Origin of the sequence: Bifidobacterium vespertilionis (assembly GCF_008698145.1) — a bacterium.
In the GTDB taxonomy this organism is placed as follows: domain Bacteria; phylum Actinomycetota; class Actinomycetes; order Actinomycetales; family Bifidobacteriaceae; genus Bifidobacterium; species Bifidobacterium vespertilionis.
On record NZ_RZNZ01000001.1, the window covers coordinates 212,327 to 235,785 of the forward strand.

General features: G+C 65.5%; 22 protein-coding genes. 3 read left to right on the top strand and 19 right to left on the bottom strand.

The annotated features are described in order from the left end of the window. Window positions 1–31 precede the first annotated feature (31 nt). From EMO90_RS00905 to EMO90_RS00915, 3 genes are all read right to left on the bottom strand, one after another. Window positions 32–454, bottom strand: coding sequence for a hypothetical protein (locus EMO90_RS00905; protein WP_150353541.1), 423 nt, complete (start codon window positions 452–454; stop codon window positions 32–34). Between the two features lie 74 nt (window positions 455–528). Then, window positions 529–1,179, bottom strand: a complete 651-nt coding sequence (locus EMO90_RS00910; protein ID WP_150353540.1) for an ABC transporter ATP-binding protein — start codon at window positions 1,177–1,179, stop codon at window positions 529–531. A gap of 57 nt (window positions 1,180–1,236) precedes the next feature. Beyond that, window positions 1,237–3,219, bottom strand: a complete 1,983-nt coding sequence (locus tag EMO90_RS00915; protein ID WP_190971955.1) for a hypothetical protein — start codon at window positions 3,217–3,219, stop codon at window positions 1,237–1,239. 151 nt (window positions 3,220–3,370) lie between these two features. Here EMO90_RS00915 and EMO90_RS12070 point away from each other — a divergent pair, with 151 nt between their 5' ends. Both EMO90_RS12070 and EMO90_RS00925 read left to right on the top strand, forming a co-directional pair. Next, on the top strand, window positions 3,371–4,072 hold the full coding sequence (locus tag EMO90_RS12070) for a response regulator transcription factor (protein ID WP_190971954.1): 702 nt from the start codon (window positions 3,371–3,373) through the stop codon (window positions 4,070–4,072). Between the two features lie 38 nt (window positions 4,073–4,110). Then, window positions 4,111–5,379 (top strand): sensor histidine kinase, encoded by a 1,269-nt coding sequence (locus tag EMO90_RS00925; protein ID WP_150353537.1) that lies wholly within the window; start codon window positions 4,111–4,113, stop codon window positions 5,377–5,379. Between the two features lie 182 nt (window positions 5,380–5,561). On the opposite strand, the gene der is transcribed toward EMO90_RS00925, so the two are convergent. After that, window positions 5,562–7,700, bottom strand: coding sequence for a bifunctional cytidylate kinase/GTPase Der (gene der, locus EMO90_RS00930; protein ID WP_150353536.1), 2,139 nt, complete (start codon window positions 7,698–7,700; stop codon window positions 5,562–5,564). Next, window positions 7,697–8,476 carry a pseudouridine synthase gene (locus EMO90_RS00935; RefSeq protein ID WP_150353535.1) on the bottom strand — a complete coding sequence of 260 codons (780 nt, stop codon included), beginning with the start codon at window positions 8,474–8,476 and terminating at the stop codon, window positions 7,697–7,699. The genes der and EMO90_RS00935 overlap by 4 nt, the downstream gene beginning before the upstream one ends. Before the next feature lie 184 nt (window positions 8,477–8,660). On the opposite strand from EMO90_RS00935, the gene EMO90_RS00940 reads away from it, so the two are divergent. Then, window positions 8,661–9,761: an MIP/aquaporin family protein gene (locus EMO90_RS00940; protein ID WP_223849686.1), complete on the top strand. Its 1,101-nt coding sequence runs from the start codon at window positions 8,661–8,663 to the stop codon at window positions 9,759–9,761. Here the strand turns inward: EMO90_RS00940 and EMO90_RS00945 are convergent. From EMO90_RS00945 to thrS, 14 genes are all read right to left on the bottom strand, one after another. Continuing rightward, the gene (locus EMO90_RS00945) at window positions 9,678–9,965 is read right to left on the bottom strand and encodes a DUF3017 domain-containing protein (protein ID WP_150353534.1); all 288 of its coding nucleotides are present in this window, start codon (window positions 9,963–9,965) and stop codon (window positions 9,678–9,680) included. The genes EMO90_RS00940 and EMO90_RS00945 overlap by 84 nt on opposite strands. A 129-nt stretch (window positions 9,966–10,094) precedes the next feature. After that, the gene (gene purH / locus EMO90_RS00950) at window positions 10,095–11,741 is read right to left on the bottom strand and encodes a bifunctional phosphoribosylaminoimidazolecarboxamide formyltransferase/IMP cyclohydrolase (RefSeq protein ID WP_150353533.1); all 1,647 of its coding nucleotides are present in this window, start codon (window positions 11,739–11,741) and stop codon (window positions 10,095–10,097) included. A gap of 60 nt (window positions 11,742–11,801) precedes the next feature. Then, window positions 11,802–13,217 (bottom strand): cell division protein PerM, encoded by a 1,416-nt coding sequence (locus EMO90_RS00955; RefSeq protein ID WP_150353532.1) that lies wholly within the window; start codon window positions 13,215–13,217, stop codon window positions 11,802–11,804. Window positions 13,218–13,233: 16 nt separating this feature from the next. After that, a complete protein-coding gene (sucD, locus tag EMO90_RS00960; protein WP_150353531.1) occupies window positions 13,234–14,154 on the bottom strand; it encodes a succinate--CoA ligase subunit alpha in 921 nt (306 codons plus the stop codon). Window position 14,155: 1 nt separating this feature from the next. Beyond that, window positions 14,156–15,349 carry an ADP-forming succinate--CoA ligase subunit beta gene (sucC, locus tag EMO90_RS00965; RefSeq protein ID WP_150353530.1) on the bottom strand — a complete coding sequence of 398 codons (1,194 nt, stop codon included), beginning with the start codon at window positions 15,347–15,349 and terminating at the stop codon, window positions 14,156–14,158. A gap of 73 nt (window positions 15,350–15,422) precedes the next feature. Continuing rightward, on the bottom strand, window positions 15,423–16,001 hold the full coding sequence (locus EMO90_RS00970) for an adenine phosphoribosyltransferase (protein WP_150353529.1): 579 nt from the start codon (window positions 15,999–16,001) through the stop codon (window positions 15,423–15,425). Between the two features lie 61 nt (window positions 16,002–16,062). Beyond that, the gene (locus tag EMO90_RS00975; RefSeq protein ID WP_150353528.1) at window positions 16,063–16,491 is read right to left on the bottom strand and encodes a preprotein translocase subunit YajC; all 429 of its coding nucleotides are present in this window, start codon (window positions 16,489–16,491) and stop codon (window positions 16,063–16,065) included. Window positions 16,492–16,565: 74 nt separating this feature from the next. Further along, window positions 16,566–17,618: a Holliday junction branch migration DNA helicase RuvB gene (ruvB, locus tag EMO90_RS00980; RefSeq protein WP_150353595.1), complete on the bottom strand. Its 1,053-nt coding sequence runs from the start codon at window positions 17,616–17,618 to the stop codon at window positions 16,566–16,568. Between the two features lie 47 nt (window positions 17,619–17,665). Continuing rightward, window positions 17,666–18,283 carry a Holliday junction branch migration protein RuvA gene (gene ruvA, locus EMO90_RS00985; RefSeq protein WP_190971953.1) on the bottom strand — a complete coding sequence of 206 codons (618 nt, stop codon included), beginning with the start codon at window positions 18,281–18,283 and terminating at the stop codon, window positions 17,666–17,668. Between the two features lie 68 nt (window positions 18,284–18,351). After that, window positions 18,352–18,942: a crossover junction endodeoxyribonuclease RuvC gene (gene ruvC / locus EMO90_RS00990; protein WP_150353527.1), complete on the bottom strand. Its 591-nt coding sequence runs from the start codon at window positions 18,940–18,942 to the stop codon at window positions 18,352–18,354. A 6-nt stretch (window positions 18,943–18,948) separates the two neighbouring features. Further along, on the bottom strand, window positions 18,949–19,704 hold the full coding sequence (locus EMO90_RS00995) for a YebC/PmpR family DNA-binding transcriptional regulator (RefSeq protein ID WP_150353526.1): 756 nt from the start codon (window positions 19,702–19,704) through the stop codon (window positions 18,949–18,951). A gap of 91 nt (window positions 19,705–19,795) precedes the next feature. Then, entirely contained in the window at window positions 19,796–20,440 is a 645-nt protein-coding gene (gene pgsA / locus EMO90_RS01000) for a phosphatidylinositol phosphate synthase (protein WP_150353525.1), read from the bottom strand. Window positions 20,441–20,570: 130 nt separating this feature from the next. Continuing rightward, complete coding sequence (locus EMO90_RS01005; protein WP_150353524.1) at window positions 20,571–21,185, bottom strand: HIT family protein; 615 nt, start codon at window positions 21,183–21,185, stop codon at window positions 20,571–20,573. A gap of 95 nt (window positions 21,186–21,280) precedes the next feature. Continuing rightward, the gene (thrS, locus tag EMO90_RS01010; protein WP_150353523.1) at window positions 21,281–23,314 is read right to left on the bottom strand and encodes a threonine--tRNA ligase; all 2,034 of its coding nucleotides are present in this window, start codon (window positions 23,312–23,314) and stop codon (window positions 21,281–21,283) included. Window positions 23,315–23,459: the final 145 nt, after the last annotated feature.

The window sequence follows — 23,459 nt, forward strand, 5'->3', positions numbered from 1 at the left end:
GATCGGATGCGTGATGAACGCTGCCGGAGCGCTACCGGATTTCCAGCGTGGCCCACACGCCAAGGGTCGCATCGCTCAGCATGTTCTGGATGGCGTCGCGCTCGGCGTCGGTGGCGTATGTGATGCGCAGGTATCCGAGTTGGTCGGCCTGTCCGGTATGTTCGGATTGCCCGTCCGAGGTTGGACAGTTCGCTCGGATGGGTTCGACGGTGACGTCCGAGCCCGCACCCACGGAGCGGATGCGCTGGATGACGTCGGCGTGGTCCGTCATCGCGGCTTGGACCTGATCATACGTGGTGAGACTGTTGCAGGGCACTTTATCTCCTTGCGCGAACGAGACGACGCCGGAAAGCACAAGGGCCAGCGCAACGAGAACGGTTGCGAGGAACGCGCCGAGGGCGGCGAAAACGATGATGCGAGGTCTGCGGGTGTGTCTGTTGGTTTCTGGAGTCATGTGATTTCCTTCATGCGGATGAATTTCGTTTTGATGAATTGAAAGCGTTTGGGTATGCGAATGGCAGTATATCCTCATATATTGCGAACACCGACAGGATACGCTTGATCGCATGCCTCCACCAGCACCGGATCATGCGTGGCCAGAACCACAGTCGCCCCGCGTTCCGCCCGCTCGCGCAGCAGTCCGATGATGTTGGCGCGGTTGCCGGCGTCGAGCGAGGCGGTGGGCTCGTCGGCCAGAATCACGGAGGCATTGCGGTAGATGGCCCGTGCGATGCCGAGCCGCTGCTTCTCGCCACCGCTCAGATGTGAAGCGATCTCGCCTCCGCGTGATGCCAATCCTGTGAGCCCAAGTGCATTGCGGATGCGCCGACGGTCGCCGCCCACGGCCAAGCCGATCGCGTTGAGCCGCATACTGACATTGAATGCCACGGTTTCCTCGTCCATGATGCCGTAATCCTGCAAGATGAACGCGGCCTTGTCCCTCCAGAACCCGCGGCGAAGTCGCTGGCTCCACCCGGTCGTATCAGTGCCGTCGATGGTCAGCGTGCCGCGGATCGGATCCTGCAACAGCCCGATGGTGCTGAGCAACGTGGTTTTGCCGCATCCGCTTGGACCGGTCAACGCGGTCATGGTGCCGGGGACCAGATTCAGATCGATGCCGCTGGCGATGGTTCGTCCGCCGATGCCGATCGCCAGATCACGGCAGATGATGGTGGTCATGATGGATCCTTTCCATGGAATTATGATCGGGGTTTGACCAGGATTTCGATCGTGCGGCTACATCGTGCGTTCCGTGATTGAGTGGAACCGGCCGGCTACGGCCGTCCGATGGCAGCATGCGGAGAACGCCATCGCCAAGGCGGCGGCGAACAGAGTGACGCATACGAGCAAGGTGGCAGAGCCGAGCGGAGCGGCGGCGTCTCCCCCGCTGTGCAGCAGGACCAGCACACCGCAGACCATCGCCGCCACCACCGTCCCGAACAGGGTTTCCGCAAGGATCGTCGGGGCGGCGAGCCGAAGAGGCGCGTATCCGTTCAAAAGCAGCGGATAATCATGATCCGCGCGCAGGGTAGCGCGCACATCGGCGCCCACGAAGGCGACCATGGCGAATGCGGCGAGCAGCAGGATGATCGACGCCGCCCTCATCCATGCGAAATACGCGGCGAACTGCGCGCGCAGAATCTGATCCTCGGCGACGTACCGCACCGAGACCATGCCGCTGAGTCCCAATCGGCCCACCTGCGCCCGGGTGGCGTTCAGACCCGTCAGGACGATGTTGCGCGAGGACAACGCCGGCACAAGAAAGCCGGAATCAGAGAAATCCGCCATATCCGGAACCACAATGAGCGTTGCGCGTTTGGGGAACAGCATCTCGTCGGAGCCGCCTTTGAGCAAGGGCACGGCCACGCCATCTACCGCGTAGCAACGCGATTCGGCCGTCAGATGGCGGGCCGCCGCATCGTTCCTGGCCCAGGCGGCGAATTGGCCGATCGTTTCCGCGGCCTGTTCGGGCAGCTCGGCGTTGGCGATCGGCCGGATGCCGGCTGTGGCGTCTGGGTTGATGCCGATCAGGTCCAGCCACGACCGGGTCACGATCCCGGTTACAGCATCGGCATCCTGCCCATCCAAGAACGCGTACGACAGCGCCGCATCTCCCTGCTCCTCCATCGTGCGCACCAACTCGGCGGCTTTCGCGTCCATATCGGTTCGATCAGGCCCGAACGCAGTGGAAACGGAGACCTGATCGCGCAGCCTGCGCCATACGGATTGCTCGCGCGCCGATGCGGACGCCTCGCCGAATGCGGCCGCGGACGGGGCGATGACAACAAGCACCGCGATGAATGCCATGGCCTTGACCAGCACGGAGGCGCGCAGCAATCCACGGGGCATGGGCCGGCGGCTGGCGATCATGCGGGCGGACGGCCAGCACAGTGCCGCAACAGCGATCTCGAACACCAGCAGGGAGCCGAAGACCATCGCCTCAAACAGCAGCATCACCCGCAGCAGATACGGCACGAACACGGCGCCGCGCAGTGCCAGCACAGCCAGCATGGCAACCGCATCCGCCACTGCGGCGACGGCCAGCATGGGAGACATCAGCCCCATCGCATCGTCGAACTGGATCTTCCATCCGGGAACGCCGGCCAGCACCCGCAACGCGCGCGACCGGGCCTTGAAGGACAGCCAGAACAGCGCCAGCACGGCCATCAAAGCCACCGTCGCGCCAATGGCCACGCGGAAGGCGGACTGCCCCAGCAACATGCGCAGATCGCCTTCCATACCATCGCTGCCGTATTCCAATCGCACGCCCGTTCCGGCTGCCCATGCGTCGAACGCCGATCGCGTCACGCCGTCCCATCTGCCGCACACCAGATACTGTCCGTTCGCCGACGCGCTGTCCAATCGATCCATGCCGGCGATCCTGCCATCGGGCAGCGAGCCGAACCGGCGAATCGACGACCCCGGCTCCAAACCATACAGTGCGGTGCCGGGCAACGGCACGAACACCTGCGCATCGGTGCCGCGTTCCATATCGGGCACGATTTTCACCAGTCCCAGATTCAGTGCAGCATTGCGTTCCTCCAGCTGCCGGAATACCTCGGCGTCGTCCATTCCATCGGGCGCTGCCACGCTTACCACGGCCGTGGGATGCAGCTCCTGCGGCAGGGAACGGTCGTGCAGATCGCACAGCACCCAGGCAAGGAACACGGCAACCGAGCAGATGAGCGCGGACGACGCCATCAGCAATCTGCGATGCATGGCATTCCCCTTCGTGACTTCGCCAAACGGTCCTGATCCCGAATTGGCCGCGGATGGCCTCACCGTATGCGCATCCGGCTGCAGCCTCCAGTTCTGTCCCCCACCGTGTGACGGAACGTGCTCGCGCCGCCCGCGTGCGGATAATGGAAGCATGACGAAAGTGTTGCGCGTAAACGATGTTCCGATCCAGGTGGGCATGGTCGACAACGATGTGCTCACTCTGGGCGCATTGCGCGCGCTGCTGACGCGCATGGAGGGCATCCGCGTGGCATGGGTGACCGGGAACGGCGGCGACGCCATCGATTTGTGCCGCGATCCGCACAGCCGTCCGGACGTCCTGCTGGTGGACATGTCCATGGAGCCGATGCCTGGAGCCGACGTGTGCGCGAGGATCCGTGGGGCCGGCCTCAAGGTGGGGCTGGTGTGCATCACCTCGTTCGCCCTGCGGACCTATGCGGCCGGCGCGGCGGGGGCGGGTGCCCAGGCCATCGTTTCGAAAACCGATCTGCCGGGCATCCATGACGCCATCGAATGCGCCGCGCGTGGACAGGCCAGTCCGTCGCCGGTGCCGGGCGTCACGTTCCACGATGTGGGGGTTGCGATCGACGCTCCCGATGTTGCCCATGCCGATCACGCCAATCAGACCGGGGCATGTCCGACCGGCATGCTGTCCGCGCGCGAGCTGCAGATCATCCGCATGCTCGCCGACGGCGTGGAGACCGACGGCATCTCCCGCGCGCTTTCGCTCAGCCGCTACACCGTCGCCACCTACGTCCGACGGGCATGCGACAAGCTCGGAGCGCGCAACCGCACGCATCTGATCGCCCTGTGCGAACGCCGGGGGCTGCTGTGAGGACTGGAATCGTGAGGACTTCAAACGGGGAACGCCCGGTGCTGGATTACCTTAGGGCCATCACGATTGCGGCCTGCGCGGGCCTGACGGCGGTGTTCGGCGCGGCGGCGATCATGGCCGGAGCCGTCACGCCGCCCTCCGCCGCTTTGCTCCTCGCCTCCTGCACGGTAATGATCGCCGCATACTGGCGTCCGATGGCCGCCGGCTATGCAAATGCGGCGCTGTGGATCTGCGCATGTCTGATTCCGCCGCTGTCCGCCGCCACCTTGCTGACGGCGTTGCCCGCCGCCGCAACCTGTATGCTCGCCACGCATCGCCATCCTCGACGAGGCGGCTGCATCGCGATCGTGCAGGTGCTGGCTCTGGCCGCGGGCGCGATGGCGGGAACGGTTACCGGCGGATTCGGTGACGGGATGGAATCCGAGCCGACCGTTGGCGTTCTGCCGTTGGTGGTCTCCCCCTTGCTGGGGTTGCTCATGGCATGGTGGGAGCGGCTCGATCATGCGCGCACCGCACAGCGGGAGCTCGAGGAGCGACGTCGCGCGATGGCCGAGCAGGATCGGCGCGCGCGGGCCGCCACGCGCATCCACGATCGCGTCACGAATCGGCTCGCCTATCTGATCCTGCGCATGGACAATGACCGCGCCGACTGGGAATCGGCGATGCCTGATGATGGCCGTCTGCTCGGGGAGTTGCGGGATTTGGCCGCCGTCGCACGCGATGCACTGGAGGAGACCCGCGGTGTGATCGACATCCTTGATGGCAATCGGCTGGCTGGAATTGATGAAAATGACGATGATTCCGAGAACGCTGAGCACTCAAATGTTATGAATGGCTCAGATGCCGATCCCCTTGGCGAAACGGCCATGCTGCGCGATCATCTGGCCGAAGCGGCGGACCGTCTCACCGCAATCGGATTCGATGTGGACGCGGGACTGGACGGCGCTTTGCCGGCAGGCTGTAACGTGGAAGCGATCGACGCACTGCACGATCTCATCGACGAGACCTGCAACAACATCGCCAAGCATGCGCGGCCGCACACCGCGTGCCGCATTTGCGTCATGATGCGTGGGGATACGGCGATGCTCGACTCGTGCAATGTTGTGGGCGACGGTCATACACAGGAGAGCATGAGCGCCGGCACCGGTCTGCATGCCAAAGCCGCGCAATTCCAACGGCTTGGAGGCACGATCGATCACACGATCACGCGTGCCGAAGACGGAACCCCGCAATGGCGGCTCAGCGCGACTCTGCCCATCGGATCCGCTCACTTTGCCGTGCGCGATTCGCAGAATGAGCAAATCTGATGTGCGACGAGCGAAATATGTCTGCAGGCCATCGGATCTGCTCATTCTGCCCCGTAACCCGTGCAGAATGAGCGGATCCGATGGCCAGCACGCCCATTCGGCATGCCATGGCATCGGATCCGCTCATTCTGCGATCCGCCATTATGCACGGCGGGAAGCCAAAACCGCCGGAACCGGTGAGGCTACTTGCGCTTCTTCTTCTCGCGCACGTTCACGGAGATCTGGATGGGCGAGCCCTCGAATCCGAACTCCTCGCGCAGCGAACGTTCCAGGAAGCGGCGGTAGCCGTGCTCCAGGAAGCCGGTGGCGAAGACCACGAATCGCGGCGGGCGGTTCGACGCCTGGGTCGCGAACAGGATGCGGGGCTGCTTGCCACCGCGCAGCGGGTGCGGATGCTCGCCCTGGATGCGTCCCAGGAAGGCGTTGAGCTTGCCGGTGGGCACGCGCTTGTCCCACGAGTCAAGCGCCTGACGCATGGCGTTGGCCAGACGGTTGGTGTGCCAGCCGGTCTTCGCGGACAGGTTCACGCGCTGCGCCCAGGTGACGCGCTCGAATTCGGTCTTCCACAGTCGCTCAAGGCGCTGCTTGTCGAACTCATCCATGGCGTCCCACTTGTTGAACACCAGCACGATCGCGCGGCCGGCGTCCACGGCCTGGCTCATCACCTTGAGATCCTGATCGGAGATGGGCTCGGAGGCGTCGAACAGCACCAGGGCCAGTTCGGATCGCTCGAGCGCGGCCGTGGTGCGCAGCGACGAGTAGTACTCGGCGCCGGACAGCTTGTGCAGGCGTCGCTTGATGCCGGCCGTGTCGATGAACAGCCAGTCCTCGCCGTCGATGTCCACGATCTCGTCCACCGGATCACGCGTGGTGCCCGCCAGATCGTTGACCACGGAACGCTCCTGATGCGCCAGCTGGTTGAGTAGCGACGACTTGCCCACATTCGGGCGGCCGATCAGGGCCACGCGGCGAAGTCCGGTCGGGGTGAGCGTGCCGGAGGCGGTGTTCGCCTCGTCGAGCTTGCGCAGGGCCTCATCCAGCAGATCGCCCACGCCCCTGCCGTGCATGGCGGAGATGCCCATCGGCTCGCCCATGCCCAGCTTCCAGAAATCGGCGGTCAGATACTCGCTGGCGCCGTCGTCCACCTTGTTCACGGCGAGCGTGATCGGCTTGCCGCTGGAGCGCAACATCTTCACGATGCGTTCGTCGCTGGCGGTCATGCCCACCTGGCCGTCCACCACGAGGATCACGGCGTCGGCGAGCCGCACGGCCACTTCGGCCTGATTGGCGATGGCCGAGTCGAGACCTTCCACATCGGTCTCCCAGCCGCCGGTGTCCACGAGCTTGAAGTCGCGGCCTGCCCATTCGGCGTCGTAGCTGATGCGATCGCGCGTCACGCCCGGGGTGTCCTCCACCACGGCGGCGCGACGGCCCAGAATGCGGTTGACCAGCGTGGACTTGCCCACATTCGGGCGGCCGACCACGGCGATCACGCCCACGGCGCTTTCGCTGGGCGCGGAGTCCTCTTCGAAGTCGCCATGGCCTTCCACAAGCGCCTCGTCGGCCTCGTCCAGATCGTAGCCCTCGAGGTTGGCGGCGTACTGCTCGTAGGCCTGCTCCTCGAACGCATCCTCCACGAGCTTGGCGATCGCGTCGATGGTCTGCTCGAGCGTCATGTCCGAGTTGTCGATCGTGACCACGCCGTCCGCGGCGGTGGTGAAGTTGGTGACCTTCGCATCCATCGCATCGCGCTTCGCCACGTCGTCGGCGCCCACATGGGCTCCGGAATCGGCGGCCTGACCGGCGCGACGGGCCTCGCGGACCTCCTCGCGGGCGGTCAGCAGCACGCGCACCTGGGCTTCGGGCGCCACCACGGTGGTGATGTCGCGGCCCTCGGCCACGATGCCCTCGCCGCCGGAATGCGATTCGGCGGAAGCCTCGCGGGCGATGAAAGCACGCTGGGCGGCGATGAGGATGCTGCGCACCGGCAGGATGCCGGAGACCACGGAGACATGCGCGGAGACCTCGGCGGAGCGGATCGCCTCGGAGATGTCCTCGCCATCGCAGGTCACCACGGGATGATCGGGATCGACGGAGATGTCGAAGTGATCATCCGTGAAGAACGCGCCCACCGTGGTGATGATGCGCTGCTCATCCGGCGTCTCGGCGTCGAGGTCGATGCCCTCGTGCAGGCACCACCAGGCGCAGGCGCGGTACATCGCGCCCGTGTCCAGATAGGCCAGGCCATAGCGGCGGGCCAGCTCCTTGGAGACGCTGGACTTGCCGACGCCGGCCGGACCGTCGATGGCGACGGTGATCACAGACCCACCTCCTTGCTCAGGGAGCGCAGCTCGGGCTGGGACAGGACGCGGTAGGATCCGGGCTTGAGCTCGCCGAGCTTGATCGGACCGATCTGCGTGCGCACCAGACGGCGGACCGGGAAGCCGATGGCGCCGAAGATGCGGCGCACGATGCGGTTCTTGCCCGAGTGCAGCACCACCTTGACCATGGTGAACTCGCGGGTCTGGTCGAGGATCGCGCAGCGGTCCAGCTTGATCCAGCCGTCGTCCAGCTGGACGCCTTGGGTGACCAGTCGGCGCGCGACCGTGCCGCTCAGCTTGCCTTCGACGGTGGCGACGTAGGTCTTCTCCACCTCGTACTTGGGGTGCATGACGTGCTGGCTCAGCTCGCCGTCGTTGGTCATGAGGATCAGGCCCTCCGACTCGTAGTCGAGGCGGCCCATGTGGAAGACGCGCTCGTACTTGTCTCCGATGATGTCGCGCAGCGTGTAGCGGCCCTTCGGATCCTCCATGGCGGACAGGACGCGGCGGGGCTTGTTGAGCGCCAGCGTGACGTGATTGCCGTTGAGGCGAACGCGGGAACCATCCACGCGCACCTCCTGACGGCTCATGTCGACGCGCGTGCCCATTTCGGTGACGAGCTCGCCGTCCACCTCCACGCGGCCGTCCAGAATGATCTGCTCGCACTTGCGGCGCGATCCAAAGCCCGCCTGGGCCAGAATCTTCTGCAGGCGCTCGCCTTCGTTGTTACGGGATTCTTCTTGCGCATTGTTGGCGCGGGAATACTGATGTGGCATCGTTCTCCCAACGTGGCCGGGGCGCGGACCGTATGCCGCGCCGAATTCAAATAAAGCAGAATGATTGTAACGGCATCCGCGGACCAGTCCCTCCCGCGTGTCGAACCGGATCGATTGGAGCCAAGACGGGACTGCTAGACTCGGGAGGCGTCTATCCATATCCCAAGGCAAAGGAACAACGCATATGTCTAATCCCAACATGTCCGGCGCCCCGGCCGGCGTTTCCACTGAGACGCAGACGTCCCCTGTGGCCGCCCCATCGCCCGCAGCCCCCGTCTCCCCCGCGTCCCCGTTCGAGGAGCAGGATGCCGCCGCAAACGCACTCGTCCAGCCCTCCGGAACCGGCAAACCGCGCGGCGGCGCCCAGGCGCATCCCGGTCTGCTCGCCATGCGCTGCCTCGCCGAGTTCGCGGGCTCCGCGTTGGCGATCTTCCCGCTGCTGATCGTCTACACGCTCAGCCAGCTCATCTACCAGTACGCCGGCGTCACCCCAATCATCCTGGTGACCGTGCTGTCCTACGGCGCCGTCGCGGCCCTGTTCGGCAAGGTTTCCGGCGCGCAGCTCAACCCCGCGGTCACCGTGGCGGCCATGCTCACCTCCAAGACCGGATGGATCGATGGCATCGCATACATCGTCGCCCAGGTGCTCGGCGGCATCGCCGCGGCCGCGCTCTACACGATCGTGCTGCCCACCAGCGAAAACGTGACTGGCCAGATGTGGTTCACGGTTGTCGTCAACGGCTTCGATGACGCCTCCCGCTCCTCCAGCGCGCTGTCCGGCGCCGGCATTTCCTTCGGCGTGATGCTGGCCGTTGCCGTGGAGCTCATTGCCGGGCTGATCGTGGTGGGCGCCGCCGTGTCCACGCTGCGCGAGGACGGCACGGCCGATTCCTCCCACGCTTGGGCCACCGCCGTCGCATATGGCCTGGGCGCCGCGCTGACGTACCCGGTCACGGGCGCCGCGCTGAATCCGGCACGTGCCACCGGCGTGGCGATCATGGCCCACGGCAAGGGACTGACGGTGGAACCGCTCTCCCAGCTGTGGGTGTTCTGGATCGCCCCGGTGTTCGCCGCCGCGCTGGTGGCCGTCGCGATGATCGCGAACCAGATGGTTGCCGCCGCTGCGGCCAAGACATCCGCCCTCGCCCAGGAGCAGTCCGGCGTCCTTGCCGATGCCTCCGAGCCTGCGCAGGGCATGGGTTCAGAACAGTATGCGTACGGAGAAGTCCAGGGCGATCAGGCCAATGCCCAGAGCCAGACTGATGAAGGCATCGAACGCCACTGAGCGCACCTTGAACGGGCTGCGATCGCGCAGGAACAGGCGCAGCAGCCCGCTGAGAACGGCCGCGACGGCAATGATCACCGTCGCGGCCGTTGTGTATCCGAGCACGGCGACGACGGCCGCGATCACCACCACGGCCAGCAGACACCATTCGTAGACGGGATTGCCCTCATGAGATTCGGAAACGAAGGGATGCTTCCTGTTCATGTCATCGTCCTTGCGCGTGTGGTGGTGTGAATGATGGGCGGCCCGCCCGTTGCCTGATTGGACGGGCGGGCCGCATGCAACCGATGCGTCTGGTCCGATCGGCGTGAACCGACTGGGCCGGACGACCGATCAGTGGAAGAAGTGGCGGGTGCCGGTGAGGTACATGGTCACGCCGGCCTTCTTGGCCGCCTCGATGACCTCCTCGTCGCGGATGGAGCCGCCGGGCTGCACGATCGCCTTCACGCCCGCGTCGATGAGCACCTCGGCGCCATCGGCGAACGGGAAGAAGGCATCGGAGGCCGCCACGGAGCCCTTGGCGCGATCCACGCCCTCGCCGCCGAGCGTATTGGCGCGCTCCACGGCCAGATGGCAGGAATCCACGCGGTTGACCTGACCCATGCCGATGCCCACCGTGGCCTGATCGTGCGCCACAAGGATGGCGTTCGACTTCACGCAGCGGATCGCGCGCCAAGCGAAGACCAGATCCTTGAGGGTCTGCTCGTCGGCCGGTTCGCCGGACACGAGCTTCCACGAGTTCGGATCATCGCCCACCGCGTTGATGAGGTCCATGTCCTGCACAAGCACGCCGCCGTCGATCTGACGGAACTGGGCGTGGCCGTGCGGCGGCTCGGCCACCTTGAGGATGCGCAGGTTCTTCTTCTTGGTCTTCAGCAGCTCCAGCGCCTCCGGCTCGTAGTCGGGGGCCACGATCACCTCGGTGAAAATGGGGCGCACGCTGTTGGCCATGTCCAGGGTGACGGTGGAGTTGCAGGCGATCACGCCGCCGTACGCGCTCACCGGATCGCAGGCGTGGGCCTTCTGGTGGGCTTCCGCCGCGGTTTCCCCGATGGCCAGACCGCAGGGGTTGTTGTGCTTGACCACGGCCACGGCGATGGCGGGGGCCAGATCCCACACCGCGCGCCAGGCGGCGTCGGCGTCCACGTAGTTGTTGTAGCTCATCGGCTTGCCGCCAAGCTGCTCGGCGTGCGCGAAGCCGTTCTGGTTGAGCGGGTCGACGTACAGGGCGGCCTGCTGGTGGGAGTTCTCGCCGTAGCGCAGCACGTGGGCCTTGTCCCAAGTGCGGGTGAAGGTCTTCGGGAACTTCGCCTCGACGGCCTCAACGGCGGCGTCCGTCTCGCCTTCCGCGGCGGGGGCGGCTTCGATGGTGGCGGGCTTGGGCCAGTGCTTCGAGGTCCACTCGTTGATCGTCGCATCGTAGGACGCGGTGTGTGCGAAGGCCTTGGCGGCCAGCCAGCGGCGCTCCTCGAGGGTGAAGCCGGTGCCGTTGGCCACGCGGGAGGCGACGAGCGCATAATCGGCCGGATCGGTGACGATGGCCACGGTCGCGCTGTTCTTGGCCGCGCCGCGGACCATGGACGGACCGCCGATGTCGATCTTCTCGATCGTCGCGGCCTCGTCGGCGCCGGAACGCACGGTGTCCGCGAACGGGTAGAGGTTCACGACCACCAGATCGAACGGCTTGATGCCCAGCTCGGCCAGCTTGGCCGCGTGCTCCGGATTGGTCATGTCCGCCAGAATGCCGGCGTGGATGTGGGGGTCGAGGGTCTTCACACGGCCGTCGAGGCACTCGGGGAACCCGGTGACCTGCTCGACCGGCGTGACGTTCACGCCCAGCTCGGCCAGCTTGGCCGCAGTGGAGCCGGTGGACACGACCTCGGTGCCGGCGTCGATGAACGCCTGGGCCAGCACCTCGATGCCCTCCTTGTGAAACACCGATACCAGCGCGCGCTTGATCGGTCGTTGGCTGTTGGTCATCCCTTGTTCCTCCTTGGAATAGTTGGAATGGTTGGAATCATTGGTAAAAAACATTGGAAATCATGGACGGGTGGTGGATCGGGCGACGCGGGAAAGCGTCTCGGTGGACTGGATGTCCCCGGCGCGCGACCGGAACGAGCGTGAGGAACGCTCCGTCCCGCCGGTTTCCGCGGTGCCGGACGACGACTGCCCGTCCTTCGCATCGCGCACGCCCCGAGAGCGGATGCGCCCTGCACTCCAGCGTATCCCGAAGTAGCCGGCGATGCCAATCAGCGCGCACAGCCACGCGGCGAGCAATCCCAAAGCCACGCCGTGGCCGATCGTCTGCGCCGATTGGGTGACGTCCACGCCCACATGCGCGAGTCTGCCCGTGCCCAGCGAACCGTTGGACAGCGCGAAGCACAGTGTGGAGAACAGTGCGACCAACGCGGCGGCGATGCAGCAGGCCCCGGCCGGATAAGCCAGCTCAAGCACGGTCCTGCGTGACATGAACGATTCGCCGTTGCCGCGCATGCGTCCAGCCAGACCGAAGCCCCGGCGCATGAGGATCATGGTCAGCGCGATCAGGAAGGCGAAGGCGGCGGGCATCACCACAAACGCGATCCGCAGGCCCTCCGAGGTGACCGGGCTGGGCAGCAGGCCGAACACCGGCAACGGGGGCAAGTCCGTGGACTGTCCCACCCACAGGCTGAATGCGGCGAGCTCGCCGATGGAGAATCCCGCGCCGCTCACCCACGACAGGGCCCAGATCATGAAGTTCGGCAGCCATGCGACCATGGCCGCGGTGGTGATGATGCGCGAGCCCATGCCCATATGCAGCATGGCGAACAGGGTGCCCATGCCGTCGTAGTCGAGCACGACCCACACGATCACGGTCACCAGCGCGATCGTCATGAGCGTGAGGACGATCAGCACGGCCATGCCCACGCCGAGGGCGATCGTGCGCCGGACCTGCGCGGACACCTTGGGCCATAGCTTCTCGCGGAATGCACGTACGGCCGCGCTGCGGGGCAAGGCGGCCATCGCATAGCCGATGGTGAACACGATCCCGCACTTGAGCGCGACCATGCCGGACTCGTCCAGAGGGGTGACCCCGGAGACCGATCCCTGCGCGAGGCTCATGTGCAGATAGAGGTTGACGCCCTCCCAGATGGCCAGACCGGCCGCATATCCGAGGACGCTGGTTCCCATGCGGGCCGCCAGCACGGCCACCATGGCGATGAGCATGACGGTCAGCAGCAGCGGCATGATGGTCAGCGTGATCACCCCGGAAGAGAATCCGGAGCCTTGGGAGAGCAAAACCATCGCCTCCGTGAGCGGCACGGTGCCGTTGGTCAGCGTGGTGCCGCCCTCCTCCATCGAGATCACCAGCAGCATCAGGGCGATGAAGCAGCCCAGCGCAGCCAGATAGATGACGATGGCGAGCAGGGCGGCAACAGCTCCCGCGCCAAGGGATTTGAGGCCTCGTTTGACCATATTGGACAATCGGCCGTCAGTCCAGATTGGCCATGATCTCGCGCATGTACTGTGCGGTCTGGCCGGGGGTGCGGCCCACCTTGATGCCCACGCGCTCGAGCGTTTCCTTCTTGTCCTTGGCCGTGCCCTTGCCGCCGGAGACGATGGCGCCGGCGTGTCCCATCTGCTTGCCTTCGGGGGCCGTGAAGCCGGCGATGTAGGCGACGATCGGCTTGGTCATGTGCTCATGCGCCCAGATGGCGGCCTCCTGCTCGGCGGTGCCGCCGATCTCGCCGATCATGACGCAGGCCTTGGTATCCGGGTCGTCGTTGAACTGCTGGAGTGCCTCCAGCAGCGTGGTGCCCACGATCGGATCGCCGCCCACGCCCAGACAGGCGGTGAAGCCGTACTCGGCGAGTTCGCCCATGAGCTGGTAGGTGAGCGTGCCGGACTTCGACACCAGACCGATGGGGCCGCGGCCCACGATGCCGTCCGGGATGATGCCCAGGTTCACGCCCGGGTTGGCCGGATCGTCGGACAGCGTGACCAGTCCGGGGCAGTTGGGACCGATGATGCGCACGCCGTGCCGCTGCGCCAATGCCACGCAGTAGGCGGTGTCCGCGACCGGGATGCCTTCGGTGATGACCACGATCAGGCCGATGCCCGCTTCGACGGCTTCCACGATGGCACCCTTGGCGAAGCGCGGCGGCACGAAGACCACGCTGGCCTGCGCCCCGGTGGCCTCCCTGGCCTCCTGGCAGGTGGCGTACACGGGGATGTGCGCGTCCTCGCCGTTCCGGGCGCCCGGATAGACGACCTCGGTGCCGGCCTTGCGCGGGTTGACGCCGCCGACGATGTTGGTGCCGGCCTTGAGCATGCGCGCGGTGTGCGTCATGCCCTGATGACCGGTGATGCCCTGGACGATCACAGGGGCGTTATGGTCGATGAAAAGCGTCATTTCAGCGTTCACCTTTCTGTTCCGCGGCGAGCTTGGCGGCCAGCTGGGCCGCGTCCTCCATGGTTCGGGCCACATGGATGCGCGGGTTGTCCGCGCTCAGCAGGATCTGCAGGCCCTTCTGCGCCGCGTTGCCGTCGAATCGGATCACGATGGGCTTGGCGGTGTTGATCTCCTCAAGCGCCTTGAGGATGCCCTCGGCGACCTCCACGCAGGAGGTGATGCCGCCGTATACGTTGACGAACACGGAAACGACCTGCGGATCGGCAAGGACGATGCTCAGGCTGTCCTTCATGACCTCCGCGGAGGCGCCGCCGCCGATGTCCAGGAAGTTGGCCGGCTTGATGCCCGTGCCCTGGTCCTCGCCAGCGCCGGACACGGCGTCCAGGGAGCTCATGACCAGTCCCGCGCCGTTGCCGATCACGCCCACTTCGCCGTGCAGGTGCACGTAGTGCAGGCCGCGTTCGCGGGCCTTCTGCTCGTACGGATCGGAGACGATCGGATCCTCGAAGCGTTTCCACCCGTCGTGGCGGAATGCGGCGTTGTCGTCCAGCGAGATCTTCGCGTCCAACGCGCACAGCGACTTGGACGATTCGTCGTCCGGATCGCCGATCTTGGCCAGTGGGTTGATCTCGACGAGCGTGGCGTCGTTCTTCTTGAAAACCTCCCACATCTTGAGCAGGATCTGCGCGGCCTGCTCCACGTCGGCATGGTAGAAGCCGATCTCGCCGGCCATCTTGCGGGCATCCTCGATGTCGAAATCGCCCAGCGCGCTGATGTGCAGGCGCTTGACGGCCTCGGGGTGCTGCTTGGCGATCTCCTCGACCTCGGTGCCGCCGTTCGCGGTGGCGAGCACGTCGTAGTCGCGCGAGGTGCGGTCCACGGAGATGGAGACGTAGTACTCGTGCAGGATGTTCTTCGCCTCGGCCACCAGCACGCCGGACACCTTGTGGCCGTGGATGGTCATGGGCAGGATGGATTCAGAGTCGAGAATCGCCTCCTCCCGGTCCTTGGCGAGCTTGACGCCGCCCGCCTGCCCGCGGTGGCCGATCTTGACCTGCGCCTTGATGACGTTCGGGTAGCCGATCCTGTCGGCGGCCTCGGCCACGTCATGCGAGTTTTCCGCGAAGATGGCCTGAGGCGTGGGAATGCCCTGCTCCTCAAGTAGCTGCCTGGCCTGATATTCGTAAAGATCCATGGGCGTATATCCTCTTTATGCTCTATGCGATTGTGAGCTGTTGTGGACCGCGGTGATGTTCGTCGGCTCGCGGTCAGGCCGGCATGACGGTCAGGGAGGCGACCGGGTGGTCCCCCAGCGCAGCGCGGCCGTCCAGACCCTGCAGCTCCATGACGAAGCTGAAGCCCGCCACCTTGCCGCCGGCGGACTCGATGAGCTTGGCCGCCGCCGCCGCGGTGCCGCCCGTGGCGATTAGATCGTCCACGATCAGCACGCGCTGGCCGTTGTGGACGGCCGCGGTCTCGATCTCGATGCTGGCGGTGCCGTATTCAAGCTCGTAGGATTCCTTGATGGTCTCCGGCGGCAGCTTGCCGGCCTTGCGCACCGGAACGAACCCCTTGCCCAGATGAGCCGCCAAAGCGGGACCCAGCAGGAATCCGCGGGCCTCCAGACCGGCGATCAGGTCGATCTGGTCCGCCGGGACCGGCAGCGTCCTCTCAAGGGCCTTGAGCATGAGCTGCAGGCCCCTCGCATCGGTCATTGCGGGGGTGAAATCCCTGAAGTGGATGCCCGGCTTGGGGAAGTCGGGGATGGTTCGGATCAGGGAGACGACGTATTCGGCGTCCTCGACGCCCAACACGTCCAGCTGGTCGATGCGAATGTCGTTGGTCATGACTTGCCCCTTTGATTTGCTGACGGTATTGCCGGCGGATGTGCCCTACCGACTGTAGCGCCTACTTGGTCTGCTCGTCCTTGGCGTTCTGCTCTGCGGTCGCCTCGATCGGCTTCTGGGCCTCGTCGGCGTCCTGCTCGTCCTGCTGGGACTGGTCGTCCGCCTTGTCCTCCAGGCGGTTGCCGTACTCATCCACCTCGTCGTCGTGCACGTAGGCCGGGACGATGGGCGGCTCGGTGAGGGCCTGCAGACGCCAGCGGGACAGGGAGCCCTCGGAGTCGATCACGGCCTGTTCCTTCTCCAGATCGACGGACACGATCTTGCCGAGCAGGCCGGAGTAGGTGGCCACTTCGGTGCCAGTCTGCAGCGACTCGCGGAAATCGTTGACCTTGGCCTGCTGCTTCTTGGCCTTCTTGGACTGCCACCACATCATGCCGATCATGAAGACGAGGATGACGATCATGAACAGCATCGAGGGATCAAACGGCATAACGGGTTCTCCTTCATAACGGCCGCGGCCTGCTGCGCGCGGCGCACACGTTCCTTAGCCAGAACAAATCGAGTCTAAAACACTGTGGTGACATCGTTGCCGGGCTGCAAACCCAAGTGTTCCCAAGCCTTCCGGGTCGCCACTCGGCCCTTGGGCGTGCGCACGAGGAAGCCTTCGCGCACCAGATACGGCTCGCAGACGGTCTCCACGGTCTCCGACTCCTCACCCACCATGGCGGCAAGGTTGTTGAGTCCCACCGGGCCGCCGTTGAAGTTGCGCACGATGGCGTTGAGCACCGCGATGTCCAGACGGTCCAGACCCTGCGAATCGATCTGGTACAGCTCGAGCGCCTCCTTGACGTCTTCCGCACCCACCGTGGGCAGATCGTGGACGATGGCCCAGTCGCGCACGCGGCGCAGCAGACGGTTGGCGATTCGCGGCGTGCCTCGGGAGCGCAGGGACAGCTGTTCGGCAGCCCCTTCCTCAAGCGTGATCCCGAGCACCGTGCTGGAACGCTCGACCAGCTTCTCCAGCTCCTCGTGCGGGTAGTAGTCCAGATGCGCGGTGAAGCCGAATCGCGCGCGCAGCGGGCTGGGCAGCATGCCCTCGCGCGTGGTGGCGCCGATCACGGTGAAGCGGGGCAGGGTGAGCGGAATGGACGTGGCGCCCGGGCCCTTGCCCACCATCACATCCACGCGGAAATCCTCCATGGCGATGTACAGCAGCTCCTCCGCGGCGCGCGGCAGACGGTGGATCTCGTCGATGAACAGCACCTCCCCCGGTTCCAGTGCGCTGAGCACCGAGGCCAGATCGCCCGCGTGCTGGATGGCCGGGCCGGAGGTGACGCGGATCGGCACGTTGAGCTCGTTGGCCACGATCATCGCCAGCGTGGTCTTGCCCAGTCCGGGGGGACCCGCCAGCAGGATGTGGTCCGGCGGCACCTCACGCTTGCGGGCCGCGTCCAGGAACAGCTGCAGCTGGGCCTTGAGCCTGGGCTGGCCGATGAACGACGACAGCGCATGGGGACGCAGCTCCTCGTCGCTCACCTGCTCGTCGCCCATGGGCGCGGCGGACACCATGCGCAGCGAATCCTCCGCGGCCCCGGAGTTGCGCTGCGCCTGCGTCATCAGTTCGCCGGACATGGCCGGTCCCTCGTTCATGATGGCCATGGCGATCACCTGCCCCTATCCAGCGAGGCCAGCGCGAGCTTGAGCACGCGAGGTACGTCCTCGACCTCCAGCGGCAGTGCGATCTCCTCCTCGTCGCACACGGTGGCGACGGCCGATTCGGCGTCCCGCTGCTGCCAGCCGAGCGAGACCAGACCCTCGATGCATTGCTTCAGCGCCGGGTCCGCCCGTCTGGCTCCCTTGGACGCGGAGGCGGTGACCTCGTCCAGATTCAGTTTGCCGGCCAGTTCGAGGATGATCTTCTGCGCGCCCTTCCTTCCCAGCCCCGGCGCCCGGGACAGTGCGGCGGAATCCCCCTCCGCCACCGCCTGCGCGAGCTGCGCCGGCGTGAGCGTGGAGAGGATGGACAGCGCCACCTTGGGACCGATGCCGCTGACCTTCTGCAGCTGGGCGAACAGCGTGCGCGAGGTCTTGGCGAGGAATCCGAACAGGGTGAGGGAATCCTGGGACACATTGAGCGCGGTGTACACGCGCACCTGCTGGCCGCCATGCATCGCCCCCAGATCGGAGACGGGCATGCGCAACTCGAAGCCGATGCCGTTCACGTCGATGATGGCGACGTCGGCGTCGATCTCCGCCACCGTCCCGTTCAGCATGCCGATCACGGGCACCCCTTTCTATGAATATGGCCGGTGCAATGCGGCCACTAGTACATCGAACAACTGTTCGAAGTCTACATGCCGCGATCGACGTTCTTGCGATGCTGCGCCTTCACGGCGCGTTGCGAGGCCTCCGCCCACTGCCGCTGCGCCTCCGTGAGATGCTCCTCGCGTTCCCCTCCCTGCAGGGCGCCCGCAGGCCTTAAGGCATGGCAGATCGCCAATGCCAGCGCATCGGCGGCGTCGGCGGGCTTGGGCAGCGTGTTGAGGCCCAGGATGCGTGCCACCATGCGCTCCACCTGCGGCTTCTGGGCGTGCCCGTTGCCGGTGATGGCCAGCTTCGCCTCGGTGGGCGTGTGCAGCGCGACCGGTATCCCCCGCTGGGCCGCCGCGAGCATGGCCATGCCGGCCGCCTGCGCGGTGCCGAGCACGGTGTTGCGGTTGTCCTGGGCGAACACGCGCTCGATCGACACCGCGTCCGGGATGAACCGGTCCAGCTTGGCGCACAGTCCGTCGTAGATCATCTTCAGGCGCAGGTCCTGCGAGGTGTGCGGGTCCGAACGGACCACATCGACGTGGATAAACGAAAGCCGGCGGTATGCGCCGGCTTCCACCACGCCGACCCCGCAGCGCGTAAGCCCGGGGTCAACGCCAAGTATGATCACGCGATGTCACTCCGCGTCGAGCTGTTCCATGACCTCGTCGGAGGCGGTCCAGTTGGCGTAGATGTTCTGCACATCGTCCAGATCGTCGAGGTTGTCGATGAGCTTGGACACCTTGCGGGCGTCCTCAAGGCCCAGCTCGACCTCGTTCTTCGGGGCCATGACGAGATCGGCGGAATCGAAGTCGAAGCCGGCGTCCTCAAGGGCCTTGCGCACGGTGTGCAGGTCGGACGGATCGGTGATGACGGTATACACGTCGCCGTCATCGGAAACGTCCTCGGCACCGGCCTCGGCGGCCTTCTCGAACAGGTCGTCGTAGTCCACGCCCTCGGACGGGACCACGATCTGGCCCTTGCGCTCGAAGTTGAAGGACACGGAACCGGAGGTGGCCAGGGAGCCGTTGCCCTTGGTCAGGGTGGAGCGCACCTCGGCGGCCGCGCGGTTGCGGTTGTCGGTCAGGCACTCGATGATCAGGCCCACGCCGGCCGGCGCGTAGCCTTCGTACACGATGTCCTCGTAGTTGACGCCGCCGGCTTCCTCACCGGAGCCGCGCTTGACGGCGCGCTTGATGTTGTCGGCGGGCATGGAGGCCTTCTTGGCCTTGTAGATCGCATCGTACAGGGACGGGTTGCCGTCGGGGTCGCCGCCACCCATACGGGCAGCGATCTCGATGTTCTTGATCAGCTTGGCGAACAGCTTGCCGCGCTTGGCGTCAATGGCGGCCTTCTTGTTCTTGGTAGTCGCCCACTTGGAATGACCGGACATAATGCTCCTAGCAAAGTCGGGAATTTGACAATCAGGCTAGATTGTAGGCATGCTCATTGACAATGCTGAAAACGGCTTCGTTCCAACGTTTTCAGACCTTGTCGCCCGCGGCGATCATCTGCCTGCGCACCTCGGCGATGCGCTGCCAGACCGTCACCGCCCCAAGCACGGCCAGCAGCGCCATGGCCGCGGCGAGCCACAGGCCGTTCCCCGTGCCGCCGGAGATGGCCATGCCCACCAGGATGATGGTCAGCCGGTCCGAACGGGTGGCGATGCCATTCTTCGCCTCGAAGCCCACGGATTCGGCGCGGGCTCGGGCGTAGGAGGTCACGAACGAGGTCATCACAGCGAACAGCGCGCATCCCGCGCCGACCCATGCCGTGTAATCCGGCACGCCCCGCGAGGCGATGATCTCGCGCACGAAGTATATGATCACGCCCACAAGCACCGCCCAGTCGGCGATGCGGTCCAGGGTGGAGTCCAGAAAGGCGCCGAACTTGGTGCCGCCGGTGGTCAGCGCCGCCACCGAGCCATCCAGCGAATCGAAGATCACCAGAACGGTGAGCACCACCGCGCCCGGCAGCAGCCAGCCGGTGAACCCCGTGGCGATGCCCGCGATCACCGTGCCCAGCGCGCCGGCGATGGTGACGGCGTTGGCGCTTACGCCCAGCCTCACCAGCAGACGGGCGATGGGTTCGATGATCCTTTTCCATGGTTGGCGCAGTTTCTCTAGCACGATTCACACCATATCAGGACACATCGGCCCATCGCCCTCGCGCAAGCCGACAATCCCGGCCCGCCTGTCGGATTGGCCGGGATTGGACCGGCCATGTCGGACCGGCCACGTCGGCTGGAATCAGCCCGGCTCAACCCAGCGTCACGGGCGTCTTGAGCGGCAGCCCGAAATCGGGGGCGAGATCGGCGAACGCCTTGGCGTACGCGGCCCGCTGATCGGACAGCAGAATCGGCATCGTGCGCGTCTGGGCGACGATGGGCATGAAGTTCGCGTCGCCGTTCCATCGCGGCACCACATGCTGGTGCAGGTGCGCGGCCACGCCGGCCCCGGCCACTTCACCCTGGTTGATGCCGATGTTGTAGCCGTCCGGGTGCGAGACGGACGCCATGACCTTCATGGCCAGCGTGGTCGTCTTCTCGAACTCGAACAGCTCAGCGTCGTCGAGTTCGGTGACGAAGCCCACATGGCGGTACGGGCAGATCATCAGGTGTCCCACATTGTACGGGTACAGGTTCATGATCGCGAACACGTGCGTGCCGCGCCACGCGATCAGACCGTCTTCGTCGGATTTCCTCGGCCCGGCGCAGAACGGGCATTCCTTCGTCTTGGGCTTGGTGGGACGGTCCTCGCTGTTGCGCAGCACGTAGGTCATGCGCTGCGGGGTCCACAGGCGCTCCACCGTATCCTCCTGGGGCGGGAACTCCGCCGGATCGTCCACTCTCACGTCATCGCACTGTTCGCTCATCGTTCTCCTTTATGCTTTCCGCCTTGCCGGTGCGCAAAGCCCGCAATGGTTCAAAAAAGGGCTCCCCCGAAGGAGGGAGCCCACAGACACGGGGATCAGTCCGCCAGAGCGGCCTTGAAGTCGTCCGCGGAGTTGACCTGGACGCGCTTCTTGATCACCTTGAGGATGTTGGCCTTGGCCTCGTCCACCGGCACGCCGTTGAGCTGGCTGCCGTCGCGGAAGCGGAAGCTCACCGCGTTGTTGGAGGCATCCTCCTCGCCGACGATGATGATGAACGGCGTCTTGGACTTGGAGGCGTTGCGGATCTTCTTGCCGAAGCGGTCGTCAGAATAGTCGATCTCGCAGCGGACCATCTCGTCCTCCAGGGACTTGACGAAGCCGGCTAGATGCGGGGCCACATCGTCGGCCACCGGGATGCCGAGCACCTGGACCGGGGCGAGCCACGCCGGGAACGCACCCGCGTAGTGCTCGAGCAGCACGGCGAAGAAGCGCTCGATGGAGCCGAACAGGGCGCGGTGGATCATCACCGGGCGCTGATGGGTGCCGTCGGCGGCGATGTACTCGAGCTGGAAGCGCTCGGGCAGGTTGAAGTCGAGCTGGATCGTGGAGACCTGCCAGGTGCGGCCGATCGCGTCGCGGGCCTGCACGGAGATCTTCGGGCCGTAGAACGCGGCGCCGCCCGGATCGGCCACGAGGGTCAGACCGGACTCCTTGGCGACCTCGGCCAGCGTGTTGGTGGCCTCCTCCCAGATCTCGTCGCTGCCCACGTACTTGTGCTCGTCCTTGGTGGACAGCTCCAGATAGAAGTCGCTCAGGCCGAAGTCCTTGAGGACCGTCAGCACGAAGGTCAGCAGGTTCTTGAGCTCGTCCTTCATCTGCTCGCGGGTGCAGTAGATGTGGGAATCATCCTGCGTCAGACCGCGCACGCGGGTCAGGCCGTGGACCTCGCCGGACTTCTCGTAGCGGTACACGGTGCCGAACTCGAAGAGGCGCAGCGGCAGCTCCTTGTAGGAGCGCTGGCGCGACTTGAAGATCAGGTTGTGCATCGGGCAGTTCATGGGCTTGAGGTAGTAGTCGAAGCCGGGCTTGGTGACGTTGCCGTCCTCGTCGTACTCCTCGTCCAGGTGCATGGGCGGGTACATGCCGTCCTTGTACCAGTGCAGGTGGCCGGAGGTCTCGTACAGGCCGCCCTTGGTGATGTGCGGGGTCTGCACGAAGCTGTAGTGGTGCTTGCGGTGCATCTCGCGCGAGTAGTCCTCCATCGCGTTGATCACCGCGGCGCCCTTCGGATGGAACACGGCCAGACCGGGGCCGATCTCATCCGGGAAGGAGAACAGGTCCATCTCCTGGCCCAGCTTGCGGTGGTCGCGCTTGGCGGCCTCCTCCATGCGGGTCACGTACGCCTTGAGGTCCTCCTTGGAGGCGAAGGCGGTGCCGTAGATGCGCTGCAGCATCGGGTTCTTCTCGCTGCCGCGCCAGTAGGCGGCGGCGGAGCGCTGCACCTTGAACGCCTTGATGTAACGGGTGTTCGGCAGGTGCGGTCCGCGGCACAGATCCTTCCAGACCACGTTGCCCTCGCGGTCCACGTTGTCGTAGAAGCTCAGCTCCTTCTCGGCGATCTCGGTGGCGGTGGCGGGATCCAGGTGCGCTTCCTTGTCCTTGATCAGCTCGATCTTGAAGGGCTGGCCCTCCTCCTCGGCAAGGGCCTCATCCTCGGTCACCACGCGGCGGCGGAAGGACTGGGACTCCTTGATGATGCGCTGCATATGCTTTTCGATCTCCTTGAGATCGTCCGGCGTGAAGGGCTTGTCCACCTCGAAGTCGTAGTAGAACCCGTCCTTGATGACCGGTCCCACGCCCAGCTTGGCGTTCGGGAATAGCTCCTGAACGGCCTGAGCCATGACGTGCGTGGCGGAGTGACGCATGATCGCCAGTCCGTCCTCGCTGTCCAGCGCGATGGGCTCGACCACGTCGCCGTCGTTCAGCGGGGTGTACAGATCGCGCGGTTCGCCGTTGAGACGCACCGCGATGATGTCCTTGTTGTCCGCAAAGAGGTCGACGCCGGTCTGGCTTGCTTCCACCTCCTTCGCTTCGCCGTTGAGTGTGATGGAGATGGTTGACTGTGCCATTGTGGTGTCCTTACTATCGTGGGTCCGCGTTACAAGGTGCAGGCCTGGACTGGGTGTTTCAGCAAGCGCCACCATAGGGCGGCATAGCGACAACCATCCCGATCTGTTCACACACCGACCCCATGCCGCGCGCATCACGGCAAAA